The organism is Algibacter agarivorans, from assembly GCF_039543245.1.
Classification (GTDB): Bacteria; Bacteroidota; Bacteroidia; order Flavobacteriales; family Flavobacteriaceae; genus Algibacter_G; species Algibacter_G agarivorans.
In genome coordinates this window covers 1-13,840 of the sequence record NZ_BAABJJ010000037.1, presented here as the reverse complement: position 1 = coordinate 13,840, position 13,840 = coordinate 1, and the positions used below count along the sequence as shown (strand labels likewise).

The 13,840-nt window shown below is 32.1% G+C and carries 9 protein-coding genes and 1 tRNA gene; 4 read left to right on the top strand and 6 right to left on the bottom strand.

Translation table 11 applies throughout. The features are described 5' to 3' along the window. Positions 1–532: 532 nt before the first annotated feature. The 6 genes from ABD935_RS12800 to ABD935_RS12775 all read right to left on the bottom strand — a co-directional run bounded on the left by ABD935_RS12800 (position 533) and on the right by ABD935_RS12775 (position 7,047). Positions 533–2,101 (bottom strand): hypothetical protein, encoded by a 1,569-nt coding sequence (locus ABD935_RS12800; protein ID WP_345192510.1) that lies wholly within the window; start codon positions 2,099–2,101, stop codon positions 533–535. A 68-nt stretch (positions 2,102–2,169) separates the two neighbouring features. Continuing rightward, positions 2,170–2,559, bottom strand: a complete 390-nt coding sequence (locus tag ABD935_RS12795) for an acyl-CoA thioesterase (protein ID WP_345192509.1) — start codon at positions 2,557–2,559, stop codon at positions 2,170–2,172. A gap of 383 nt (positions 2,560–2,942) precedes the next feature. Further along, the gene (locus ABD935_RS12790) at positions 2,943–3,965 is read right to left on the bottom strand and encodes a UDP-glucose--hexose-1-phosphate uridylyltransferase (protein WP_345192507.1); all 1,023 of its coding nucleotides are present in this window, start codon (positions 3,963–3,965) and stop codon (positions 2,943–2,945) included. Positions 3,966–3,981: 16 nt separating this feature from the next. After that, entirely contained in the window at positions 3,982–5,130 is a 1,149-nt protein-coding gene (gene galK, locus ABD935_RS12785; RefSeq protein WP_345192506.1) for a galactokinase, read from the bottom strand. 13 nt (positions 5,131–5,143) lie between these two features. Further along, entirely contained in the window at positions 5,144–6,034 is an 891-nt protein-coding gene (locus tag ABD935_RS12780) for an aldose 1-epimerase (protein ID WP_345192504.1), read from the bottom strand. 20 nt (positions 6,035–6,054) lie between these two features. Next, positions 6,055–7,047 carry a GntR family transcriptional regulator gene (locus tag ABD935_RS12775; protein WP_345192503.1) on the bottom strand — a complete coding sequence of 331 codons (993 nt, stop codon included), beginning with the start codon at positions 7,045–7,047 and terminating at the stop codon, positions 6,055–6,057. 144 nt (positions 7,048–7,191) lie between these two features. Here ABD935_RS12775 and ABD935_RS12770 point away from each other — a divergent pair, with 144 nt between their 5' ends. The 4 genes from ABD935_RS12770 to ABD935_RS12755 all read left to right on the top strand — a co-directional run bounded on the left by ABD935_RS12770 (position 7,192) and on the right by ABD935_RS12755 (position 13,724). Further along, the gene (locus ABD935_RS12770; protein WP_345192502.1) at positions 7,192–8,820 is read left to right on the top strand and encodes a sodium/sugar symporter; all 1,629 of its coding nucleotides are present in this window, start codon (positions 7,192–7,194) and stop codon (positions 8,818–8,820) included. Between the two features lie 140 nt (positions 8,821–8,960). Continuing rightward, positions 8,961–9,034 (top strand) — tRNA-Arg (locus ABD935_RS12765). Between the two features lie 213 nt (positions 9,035–9,247). Next, the gene (locus ABD935_RS12760; RefSeq protein ID WP_345192500.1) at positions 9,248–13,411 is read left to right on the top strand and encodes a hybrid sensor histidine kinase/response regulator transcription factor; all 4,164 of its coding nucleotides are present in this window, start codon (positions 9,248–9,250) and stop codon (positions 13,409–13,411) included. 34 nt (positions 13,412–13,445) lie between these two features. Next, positions 13,446–13,724, top strand: a complete 279-nt coding sequence (locus tag ABD935_RS12755; RefSeq protein WP_345192499.1) for a hypothetical protein — start codon at positions 13,446–13,448, stop codon at positions 13,722–13,724. Positions 13,725–13,840: the final 116 nt, after the last annotated feature.

Sequence of the window (13,840 nt, the reverse complement as noted above, 5' to 3'; positions counted from 1 at the left end):
TAGAATATAAAGAAGAAAGCTTTAAAAGGGAGGATTAAGGTTATTATATTCCTCCATTAAATTTATTTGGTTTTATGAATTCCTTTTTTTTTTTGTATTTATACAAGTCTGGATTTCGTGAATTTTATTTGAAATTTTCAAATCAATAATATCTTTTTCTGTTAGTTTTTTATAAGTCGGATAATATTCCGAGTTTGGTAATTCAGGAAACTGTTTACTTTCCATTTCAAGAAAAACTACCTTTTCAAATGTGTTCATCGTATTTGTTGTTAATTAGACATAACGTTTTAGATATAAACTTTTGTCACTCATGTCAAAAAACAAGTCAGGATATGGTAAGTTTTTTATCACTATTATCCTTTAAAGGTAATTTCTTTATTGCATTCCTTAAGGGTTTTCTATCTGTGATAAATCTTTTCGAGTAACAGTTATATATCATTGTGGCTTCAGGTCTGGGATGACTTAAATGTTCTTGGATATAACGGATGAACATGCTTTCTTCAAGTATTGTGTAATTGAAAGCTAAAGTCCATTAATCCTCCTCATCAGGCAACGTAATGTGTTGGTAAGCACCTAAATCTGGAGAAGATGTTCTATTCACGTTTAAAATATCAACTGGTACTTGGGTGGCAAAAGTTGCTAAACCTTTATTGATAGCTGCAGAATCATCACCTATTATTAATTCATTCAAATCGGAATCTTTAAAATTAGGGTCTTCATTATAAATATTGCCTTCGTACTTGCTTGTATCATCCAAATCGTAATTTGGACCTGTAAAGTTATTATTGTTATCTTCAAAACGAATTAAACAATTGGTGAATTTAAAATTAAAAACCACAGATTCATCTTCAATTTCATCTAATAAAATTTCCGGATTGTCATTTCCATAGATAATGCAATTGTTGAAATTTGCTTCGGTTAAATCTGCTATCGTTGCATTATTTTCTTCATCTAAAACAAAATTGTTCAATAAAACAGAAGGGAATTGTCTAAAACCATTATCCCAGTAATTAGCAATTGTAGCATGTGTAAAGTTGTATCTCCCGCCCAAAATTCCAGCAAAAGATGACAAACCAGAATTGTTGATAACCACATTTTCTCCATAAATGGATGTATTTCTTCCTAAAACCCCAAAACTTGCAGAATTATAAACTTGGCTATTTGTAATGGTAAGTTTATCATTTACTCCATTAGGGTTTCCATCACATAAAATACCCACTAAAGCATTTTTTATAGTAGCGTAATTTATGGTGTTATTGACGCTGCCGTCTAAAAGCCAAATTGCTCCCCATTGCCCTGGTATATCAGAGAAATTAGGTTCCAAACGATCACCTTCAAAAACAACTTCATTTTCAAGTAAGTCGCGGTCATTGCTAAAAGCACCATTAACATGAATTGAAGCACCCTTAGAAACTATAATGCCTGAATTGTCATGAAAATGCAAACGAGAACCTGCCTCTATAGTTAAGGTTTCGTTGGGAGGTACGGTGGCAAAGCCATAAATAACATAGGGTTTTTCGTTTGTAAAAGTTAGCTCATTAGGTAGTAATTCTCGCCCTTGTAATTCGGTTTCAATTAAATCGCCTCCTATATTAAGGGTTAGGGTTTCTATAATTTTCGTGGTGTTGTCTCTATCCGGATAAATAAATACAGCATCTTGAACTAAAGTGACTAATTCAACTTTTTGCTGATTCGAACCTGCATCAAATTCTATTTGGTCAGTATATAAATAATTACCATCTGGATTTGGGAAATTATTAATATCGATAGTTGATTCAACAAAAATAAACAAGCTGTCTTTTGAAAGAATTTCTACATTTTTAAAAATCTTTCCAGCAATACCATCAACATTTAATCGATAGTTTGAAGTTTCTCCTAATGCTAACCTAAGTGAAGGAATTGAAATATTATTATCACTTCTATTATATACTTTTAAATTGTAGGTACTAGAACCAATATTGGTAAAAACGGTATCTAAGTAAATAGTGTCTTTTGAAAATTGGAGACTTCCAGTACTTGGTGAAAATTCAAAATCCTTACGGCAAGAACTCCAAAGCATTAAAAATCCTAATGTGATCAAAAAGTATAAATAGCGTTTCATTAAAAGGGTAAGTTTTAAGCGATAAAAATATAACTTTTGAATTTATGTTTTAGTATGTTATTTGGGAATTAATCAAATAAATCAACTATTTCTTGTGTAATTCTTGTTGGACGTTCTGTTTTGGCGTTTACAAAACACCATTTAGTTTCGGATTTGGCAAGTAATTTGTTTGTGTTTGCATGGTGCATTTCAACAATACGGGTACTGGTAACGCCTTCGGATTTCTCAATGTAAGTTTTAATTTTAATAGTATCATTAAGAAAGGCAGCATTTCTATATTCTATAAAATGGGATATTAAAAACCAACTATATCTGTTCTGTAAGTCTTCTGAGGCTTTTGATTGCCAATGCGCTTTTGCTATATTTTGAACCCATTGCACATAATGCACATTGTTTACATGGTTTAAATCGTCTATGTGTGTTTTAGTGACTGCTAGAGTGGTTTCGTATATATTCATTTTTCACCAGTAGGTTTTAGACCCTTAAGCTTGCCCTGAGGTTCTTGGTTTTTTTATAATAAAATGAGACTTTCTATAAACACAAAAATAAAGTATTCTGGTTGTATAGCTTTAAAACATAGGTTTTAGAACAAGGCAAACACATACTTTATGAAAAATGCCACGTCCCAATAGCTATCGGGAACACTAATTTTCTATTTTAAGGATAAATGCAAAAATAATCTACACTAATAATCACAAATAATCACAAATAAAAAATCTGTAGATTTTTTATTTGTGATTATTATTTTTACACCTATATTTTAGTTTTATTAGTGTATCTGCTGCCTGCCGGGGCAGGCAGGTTGGTGGTAAAGATGACTCTCAAATTTTTTCAGTTCAGGCTATAATAAATCCCGAAGCATTTTTACTGCAGTTTCCGCAGTAATATCTCTTTGAGGAGAACCAAACATTTCATAACCTACCATAAATTTCTTAACTGTTGCACTTCTTAATAACGGTGGGTAAAAACTCATGTGCCAATGCCAATGTTTGTTTTCATTACCATCTGTTGGTGCTTGATGAATACCACTGGAATAAGGGAACGATGTGTTAAATAATTTGTCATAAGCTTTAGTGATTACCGAAATAGCTTCTGCATATTGCAATGCTTCATCGTTATTCATTTCTAATATATTGGCTTGATGTTTTTTAGGAACAATCATAGCTTCAAAAGGCCATACAGCCCAAAATGGAATTAAAACTACAAAGCCTTCGTTTTCAAAAATTATACGTTCTTGTTTTTCTAATTCTTGCGCTAAGTAATCGCCTAAAAGACTACTGTTGTTTTTGTTAAAGTAGTTTAATTGTTGTGTGTTTTTCTTGTCTACTTCGTTAGGAAGGGTAGACTGACTCCAAATTTGCCCATGCGGATGCGGATTGCTGCAACCCATTACAGCACCTTTGTTTTCGAATATTTGAACGTAATTAATTTTCGGATTGTCTGCCAACTCTTTATACTCTCTTTGCCATGCGAAAACAACTTTTTGAATTTCGGTTGCAGACATATCAGCTAAACTTTTAGAGTGGTCTGGGCTAAAGCAAATTACTTTACAAATACCAGTTTCGCTTTCTGCTACTAAAAGACCATCTTTTACATTGAATGATGGTGAATCGCTTTGTAGTGCTGCAAAATCATTAGTAAAAACAAATACATCTGTGTATTTTGGGTTTATTTCCCCATTAATTCTTGTATTCCCTGCACATAAATAGCATGTTTCATCGTGTGTAGGGCGCTTTTCGTTATTAACAGTTTCATTTTGTCCTTGCCATGGTCTTTTTGCACGATGTGGAGATACTAAAACCCATTCTCCAGTTAAAATATTATAGCGCTTATGTGAATAATCTTGTAAATCTGTATTTTTCATTTTATATAATTGTTGGTTATTTTACTAAATGTGTTCCGTCAGAAAGTTGTATGAAATACACCGAGCAGTCTTTATCAAACTTGTTTTTGTATGCCTTTGAAGCTGTCTCCGCAAAGTTCTTAGCCTCGCTTTTAGCAATTAAATTGATGGTGCAACCACCAAAACCACCACCCATCATTCTTGCTCCTAAAACATGTTTGTTCTTCTTTGCTTGTTCTACAAGAAAATCCAGTTCATCACAACTTACTTTATATTGCGTGGATAAACCGTTGTGTGATTGATAAATTAAAGCCCCTAAAGTTTCTAAATCTCCATCTGTAATGGCTTTTGCGGCCTTTACTGTTCTTGTATTCTCTTGGATAACATATAGTGCCTTCTGGTAATTTGCCGGAGTTACTTTATCAATTATAGTTTCTAAATCTGTTTCAGTAGCATCTCTTAGAGCTTTAACGCCCAATAGTTTCGCAATACTTTCACATGCAGAGCGTCTATCGTTGTAAGCACTGTCTGATAAACTATGTTTTACGTTTGTGTTGATTAGCATTAACTGATGATCTTTAAAGTTTATTTCGTAAGGCTTTGATTCAACAGTTCTGCAATCTAAATGTAAGGCATGATTTTTTTTGCCAAACATACTTGCATATTGGTCCATAATACCACAATTAACCCCAACATAATTATGTTCCGCTTTTTGCGAGATTAAAATCATATCGTGTTTTGATAGACCTAAATCAAATAATTCATTTAACCCAAAAACAACACTGTTTTCCAAAGCTGCAGAGGATGACATGCCAGCTCCACCAGGAATATTACCTTTAAAGACGATATTAAAATCGCCCACAACAATATTTCTGTTTTGTATTTCTGAAACCACACCAAATACGTAATTTTCCCAACTACCTTCTTTTGATGGTTTTAATGTGTTCAATTCAAATTTTATGGTACTATCCAAGTCTAATGCAATAGCTGTGCAGTCTCCAGAATTGCTCTTTTGGATTGCAGCAGCAATGCCTTTGTCAACAGCAGCAGGAAAAACAAACCCATCATTATAATCCGTGTGTTCGCCAATAATATTTATTCTTCCCGGAGAAAATATAAGCAATGGTTCTGATTTGAATGTTTCGATAAATATCTTTTTGACATCTTTAATTAGTGTAGCACTCATGTTTAGTTATAGTTTAGTTGTTATTTATTTTTAAGTTCCATGTTACGGAATAGGTTTCATTTGCATTTAAAACTTCCAGACCAATTTTATTGTTGAAACTGTCTGAAACTCCCGTGGTTGGTTCAATGGCAATGGTGTTTGGTTTTGGTGGTGTATAGGCTTGTAAATAATTGTTTTTTGATGAGGTATCAATTATTAAATTATATTTTGGAGTATTGAATTTAACAGTATTAGAGTTTAAAATCCAGCAATCATCCAGTTGTTTATTTTTTATCTGTAAAGTCTCGATGGGTTCAATGTCTTTAATGCCAGTAGTGATATTACGTTCGCCAATTATTAGTTTTTGCTGACTATCAAAACTCATAGAACTACCAAATAAATCATCACTTGTAAAGTAGGGGTGCCAGCCAATTGTAAAAGGGAATCCTTTGGAATCGGTGTTTTTAACAGAAACACTCAAACTTAAGTTGTTTTTTGAAAAAGTGTATTTTAATTGAATGGAATACCTGTATGGAAACCCGATGGACTTCTCGTATTCTTTATATTTTAAAATGATTGTGGCTGATTCTTCACTGGTTTGGGTATCGGTAATTTGAAACGTTTTATTGTATATCAACCCGTGTAGTGCATTGTTTTCTTCTTTTTGATTAATTTCAAATTGAAAATCTTCTCCGTTAAATGTATATGCACCATCTTTAATTCGATTTGCAAAAGGAAATAAAATGGATGACGCGTAAGTAATGTTATAGGTTAAAGGCGATAAGTCTTGAATTATGGCATGCCCATTAAGTGTTAATTCTTGTAGGCTTCCACCATTGTTAAGGTGAATTTTGCCGTAAACTTTTTTATCAGAATTTTCAATTTCTAAAATATTTAAATCTTTATTGTGGTTGATTTTATACATTAATTTTAATTTTTTGTTGATTACAATGAATTTCTGATGATTAAATTATTTGGGTTTTCTATTTTGATTACTTCTTTATTAAGTATCATTTCAGCCAAACGCTTGCCCATCATATTAAAATCTGTTGAAATGGTTGTAATGCCGCCTTCAACAATTTCTTTAAGCAAGGTATCATTATAAGAAATTATCCCTATGTCTTTAGTAAGAATAAATGCATTGCTTTTCATTTTTTTAATGATTCTCAATAAACTTTTATCATCAGGAATAATATAAAGTTCACCTTTTTCAAGCGTATGGTCCTGTAAGGAATTTAAAACTGTAAAAGGTATTGAGTTTTTTTTACAAAATATAGTAAATCCTTTAAGCATGCCTTGAGGTTGTTTGTCTTCCGAAAACACCAAAATTAACTTTTTGTATTTCTTGATAAGGTGTAAGGATTTGGTAAGGTTGTTGAAAATGGCTTTTTCAAAATTCTGGTAAATAGCTGAATAATTTAACAAATCATCATGTATCTGATCTAAAATATAGACTTTTTCTTGGGGTAGATTTTGAATGGCGTTATTTGTGTTTTTCAAATTCGCAGGCATGATAGCATAGTAATTATAGTCGCCAGCATTATCAAATATCAGTTTACTGAACAAGTTTTCGTTGAAGTGATGAAAAAAAATATCAACCTGAATATTTTCGCCTAAATGCTCTAAGAAAGAATTATATAAGTCTTCTTTAAAAGAGTTCAACTCATCAAAAAGCAAGAATATTTTTTGGGTTACGTTTACATTTTCGCTAGATACGTAATATCCTTTGCCAACAACAGAATGTATAATGCCTCTGTTTTTTAATTCGTTAAAGGCAGTTAATACAGTATCTCTTGATAGACTGTGTTCATCTTTAATGCTGTTGATAGAAGGTATTTGATCTCCTTTTTGTAGTGTGCCAGATATTATAGCGTCTTCAATTGAATTGATGATTTGCTTATATTTTGGAATCCCTATTTTTTTCTTGACTGTTATCATGATTTCGTGAGCAAATATATAAAAAATAATTACAAAAACCTACTAGACCCTACTGGTTTGTTTTTTTATTTTAAAAAAGGTCTTATTTTAAAATATAATTTCTATATTTGACTTCTTAATACTAACTAAACTAAATATTTTACTATGACAGCAGGATTTGAAATGTGGGACTATGTGGTCTTTATTGCTTATGCGATTTTAATTTTAGGTGTAGGATTGTGGGTTTCTCGTGATAAGGAAGGTCATCAAAAAAATGCCGAAGATTACTTTTTGGCAAGTAAATCTTTACCATGGTGGGCCATTGGTACATCATTAATTGCAGCAAATATTTCTGCAGAGCAATTTATTGGTATGTCTGGATCTGGATTTGCTTTGGGTATAGCTATCGCATCTTATGAGTGGATGGCGGCCTTAACGTTGATTATTGTGGGTAAATATTTCTTGCCCATTTTTATTGAGAAGGGCTTGTATACTATTCCTGAATTTGTTGAAAAGCGATTTTCTACCAATCTAAAAACTATATTAGCTGTGTTCTGGTTAGGACTTTATATTTTTGTTAATCTTGCTTCTGTACTGTATTTAGGAGGTCTGGCCATTGAAACCATTATGGGTTTTGATATGATATACGCTATTATTGGTTTGGCTTTATTTGCTGCTGCATATTCGCTTTATGGTGGTTTATCCGCTGTAGCTTGGACGGACGTTATACAAGTAGTGTTCTTGGTATTAGGTGGTTTAGTGACTACTTATTTAGCGTTGAATACAGTTTCTGGAGGTGAAGGTGTGCTGGTAGGTTTCTCAAAAGTATGGGAAGCTGCACCAGATAAATTCCATATGATACTTGAAGAATCTAATGACAACTATATAAATTTACCCGGTATTTGGGTGTTAGTAGGTGGTTTATGGGTGGCTAATTTATATTATTGGGGTTTCAACCAGTATATCATACAAAGAACATTGGCGGCTAAATCATTAAAAGAATCTCAAAAAGGTATTTTATTGGCGGCGTTTTTAAAACTTATCATTCCTTTAATAGTTGTCATTCCAGGAATTGCGGCTTATGTAATGGTTAATGATCCATCGATTATGGCTAATTTAGGCGAGGTTGGTATGCTAAATATGCCATCTGCTGAACAAGCTGATAAGGCTTATCCTTGGTTGTTGCAGTTTTTGCCAACAGGACTTAAGGGTGTTGCTTTTGCTGCATTAGCGGCAGCGGTCGTGTCTTCTTTGGCTTCGATGTTAAATTCTACATCAACCATATTTACTATGGATATTTATAAGCAATATTTCAATAAAAATGCTGATGATAAAACGACTGTAAATGTAGGGCGTATTTCTGCAGCTGTGGCATTAATAATTGCAGTAATTGTAGCGCCGCTTTTAGGCGGTATAGATCAGGCATTTCAGTTTATACAAGAATATACAGGTATTGTAAGTCCTGGTATATTAGCTGTATTTATTTTAGGTTTATTCTGGAAGAAAACAACTAATAATGCTGCTATTTGGGGGGCGGTTTTATCCATTCCAATTGCATTAGCGCTTAAGTTTATCCCTATTCCTGCATTTGAGCCTTGGATGCACCAAATGGGAATTGCAGCGGTATTGACCATGGTAATCATAGTTATAATGAGTAATATTCAAAACAAAGGCGCAGAAGACCCTAAAGCTATTGTGATTTCTAAAGATTTATTTAAAACATCACCTTTATTTAATATCGGTTCTATGGTAGTCTGTATTTTATTGGCAGTACTATATGCTTTATTTTGGTAGAATTATAAAAAAAGGATATTTAAAAAAGACATCAATTCATGATGTCTTTTTTTTATTTGAAAATTTTAAAACATTTCTTTTGGTTAGATATATAGTTAATTTTATATTTGCACACCAGAAAACAGAAATGTTTTCATTGAGGGCTCTTAGCTCAGCTGGATAGAGCACCTCCCTTCTAAGGAGGCGGTCGAAGGTTCGAATCCTTCAGGGCTCACTTAAAGCTTCACTTTAAAAAGTGGGGCTTTTTTGTTTTTATATGTGATACTTTTGTACAGAGTATTCAAAATTAAACAACCAAAAATAATAGCAAAACATTAATTTATTGATATATTTGGGTTAAGCCCTTATTTGGTATATAGTTATGTGTAAAACCCTTTCAATCTTAAAGTTTCTCTTTTTTCTGTGTTTGTTTTGTTTTCAAAATGAAATGAGCGCACAGGATTTAATTTATTTTCATCATTTAACTACTGATAACGGGTTGTCTCAAAATGATGTTAATGACATTTATCAAGACAATCAAGGTTTTATGTGGTTCGCCACACACGACGGATTGAATAAATATGATGGTTATGATTTTACAGTTTATAATCCAGATTCTAATAATTCTAAAAGTATAAATAGTAATTTAATCTTTGCATTGACCGCAGATAATAATGGAAACTTATGGTTAGGGACTACAGGAAATGGATTGAACTATTTTAATAAATCATTAGAAACTTTTACTCATTTTACCCATGACGAGTCTAATATAAAAAGTCTTAGTAATAATCATATAAGGACCCTTTTTTTAGACAAAGAAAATAAATTGTGGGTTGGAACCAACGATGGATTAAGTTTATTAGATCTAAATAAGTCTATTGATTCTGTAAGTTTTAAACGTTTTAACTTGTATCAGGAAGATCTGATTTCTGGGTCTGATAAAAACTCTATTTTTTCAATTTTTGAAGACAGTAAAAAACAGCTTTGGGTTGGAGGCTCTGATGGTTTGTATAAATTATTTAGGGACAATAATGGAGATATCTATTTTAGAACCGTTAATGAAGATATTGGGCTACCAAATGATACGGTAAGAAGTATTAAGGAGGATGCTTATGGACGTTTGATGATAGGGACGGGCTCTGGGTTGTATTTACTTGAAACAAATGGAGATACACACAAGGTAAATATGGTTTATGATGGCTTTTTTAATGTGATAGCTGTTAAAGAAAACCACATCTGGGCGGGAACAAACGATGGGCTGTTATATTTTGATAGTGCTAATAAAGATAGGATTCTAGAATTTAAAGGCCGCTATGTTTATGATCCTAGAAATCCCAATAGTTTAAGTAAAAATATAGTTAAATCTTTGTTTATAGATTATACAGGAATTGTTTGGGTAGGTACCAATGGAGGAGGCGTTAATAAGTTTGATCCTGAGAGAAAACATTTTAGGCATATTAGAAAAACATTAGAGCCTGAAAGTCTGAGTTATGATAAAATAAGGGCTATGTTTGAAGATAGCAATGGCACGCTATGGATTGGAACAGAAGGAGGTGGATTAAACATGCTCCTTAAAGAGAACCTTAGCGAAAATTACAGTGGTTTTATAACACTCAAAACCATTACAAAACCATTTGCATTAGCAGAGGTAGAAAAAGGAAACACTAAAAAGCTATTCATTGGAGCTGAACCTGTGCCAGGGGGATTGTTTACGTTGGACATTTCAAATCCAAGTCGCATAAACGAAAGTGACATTAAAAAAGAAAAAGAAATAACCCATAGTGTTTTTTCAATTTTAGAAGATAGTCATAAAAATGTATGGATAGGCACTTACAATGGAGGCATTCATCGTTGGTTATATCAAGGAGAGAATTTACCTTACCAAAAAGATGTTTTATTATATTCCAAAGGAGATGTTTCAAGTATTTCAAGTAATATTATTCGTAATATTTATGAAGATAGTAAAGGTAATATTTGGTTTGCTACTGGAAGAGGGTTAAATAAGTTATTGCCTATAGAAATAGCAAAGAGCCAGCCTAAATTCATCACTTATTTCCACAACCCAAAAGATAGTCTAAGTATTAGTCATAATTATATTCTTGAACTTTACGAAAGCAGTCAAGGAGATATGTGGATAGGAACTTTTGGTGGCGGACTTAATAAATTTGTTCCAGCCTCAGAAGGTTTGCCTGATAGATTTTTGGTTTACAACAATACAGATGGTTTGCCTAATAACGTTATTAAGGGAATTTTAGAAGATGATAATAATAATTTATGGGTATCTACAAATAAAGGGCTAACAAAATTTAATCCTGACACAAAAGCCATTAAAAATTATGATGTTAACGATGGCTTGCAAAGTAATGAATTTCAGGAATTGGCCTGCTTAAAGCGGGAAAATGGCGAGTTGCTTTTTGGAGGTATTAATGGATTTAACGCTTTCTACCCTGAAGATATTATCGATAACGCCTATGAGGCTAAAACTGTTATAACAAGTTTTTCAATATCTAATAAACCCGTTGATATAGGAGAAAAATTAAATGGAAAGGTTATATTAAATAAGTCAATAAACGATTCACAAGAAATTAAGTTAAAATATAGCGAAAATAGTTTCTCTTTTGATTTTGCAGCACTACATTACGCAGCTCCTCTAAAAAATCAATTTGCATACATGCTTGATGGTTTTGATAAGGAATGGGTTTTTACCTCTTCAAAAAAGCGATTCGCAACATATACAAACATTAATCCAGGAAATTATATTTTAAAAGTAAAAGCATCTAACAATGATGGTATATGGAATTCATCCCATAGTGAGTTGAAAATTAAAGTGATACCTCCTTTTTATCGTACTAATTTGGCGTATGTTTTTTATGGGCTTTTATTTTTAGTAGCCTTACTATTATATAGAAGATTTACCATAATTAAAACAACAAAAAAACATCAATTAGAACTAGAGCATTTAGAGAATGAGAAAAATGAAGAGCTACAAAGAATAAAGCTTGAATTTTTCACTAATATTTCTCACGAGTTTAGAACGCCATTGACACTTATTAAGGGACCTATAGAGTTTTTACAGAAAAACAGTAAAAATTTAACCCAAAAGGCATTGCAAGAACAGTATGCGTTAATGCAAAAAAATGCTAGCTATTTAATGCGATTGGTTAATCAATTATTGGATTTTAGAAAAATTAATCAAGGTAAGATGAGATTGGTGGTTCGTAAAAGTAATATTGTTACTTTTATCAAGGAAGTTGCAGAACCCTTTCAATTTTTATCACATAAGCAACTTATAGATTTTCAGATAAAAACGTCAAATCAAAATTTAAAATGTTGGTTCGACCACGAAGCATTAGAAAAAATAGTGAACAATTTACTTTCCAACGCTTTTAAATTTACACCAGAGCATGGTACAATTACTATTGAGGTTTTTCAAGAAATTGATGACCAGATCAGTCATAACGATGTTGTAGTCATTCAAGTTATAGATTCTGGAAAAGGAATACCAAAAAACAGAATCCAAAATATTTTCGAAAGATTTTATATAGAAGAAGATGAGGATAAAAAAAATCCACAAGGCGCAGGTATAGGTTTAGCATTTACTAAAAACCTTGTAGAACTTCATAGAGGTTCTATTCAAGTTAAGAGTAATGTAAATGAAGGCAGCCTATTTACTGTTAAACTCCCAATGAAAAAAGAGGCATACTTGAATATTCCTGAAATTGTTTGTAAAGAAGAATCTGATAGCGATTTTTTAATGAGGTCTTCTGAGAAAGAATCCTTTGCTATTGATATTAACGATGATCTATTAGATGACGATATTACAAAATCAAGATCCAAGTTGCCTATTTTATTAATTGTGGACGATAATAAAGATATAAGGGTTTTTGTTAAACAAGTACTGCAAAAAGAATATGAGATTCACGAAGCAGAAAATGGTGAAGAAGGGTTTAATATCGCTAGTAGAATTACCCCTAATATCATTATAACAGATTTAATGATGCCAATTATGGATGGTCTTGAATTATGTGAAAAACTAAAAACTAATAAGACAACTAGTCATATTCCTATTGTTATGTTAACCGCAAAAATTTCGCAAGAAAGTGAACTTAAAAGTCTTAAAATTGGTGCAGATGATTATATTAGAAAGCCCTTTGACACTGAGATGTTGAAGATAAAATTGAAAAATATTATAAAAGGGAGAGATGTATTAAGAAAACGTTTTAACCGCGAAATAAATTTAAACCCTAAAGAAGTCACGGTAACCTCTGCAGATGAGCGTTTCTTACAACAAGCCATCGAAATTGTTGAAAAACATATGATGAATACTGATTTTAGTGTAGAAATGTTGGTTAAAGAAATGGGGCATAGCCGTAGTAATTTATATTTAAAATTTAAAGAAATAACAGGCCTGTCCTCTAGTGAGTTTATTAGAAACATTCGCTTAAAAAGAGCCGTACAATTGTTTGAACAAAGTAATTTGTCGGTAAAAGAGATTATGTACATGACAGGTTTTAATACGGCTTCCTATTTTGCTAAATGTTTTAAAAAGCAGTTTGGCGTTATTCCTAGTGAGTATGTAAGGCAGAAAGATAAGAGAAATGAGTTGGAATAATTTTTTTACTAAATACTTTTCTAACAAGAGTTCTATGATGATTTTATTAGTGCTCTTTCTTTCTTGTGCTAAGTTTCAAAAAGAGAATACACAAACTCCTAATATTATTTTCATTTTTGCCGACGACATGATCTATTCTGCCATACATGCACTTGGTAACAATAAAATTAAAACACCAAATCTTGACCAATTGATAAATCAAGGCACCCCTTTACACATGCTTATAAAAGCGAGAGATATTGACAACGATGGTGATTTAGATATTTTACTAGGTAGCAATTCAGGTGTTTTTATGGATGAAAAAAAAGCATAGAAAACAAAAGAATGGCAAACTAAAGGAGGCGCTATTACTATTTTGGCACTTTCAGAAGTAAGTCCAAAAACTATTCATTTTTAAAAAGGATTGGAGTATTATTCATATTTCTTCAA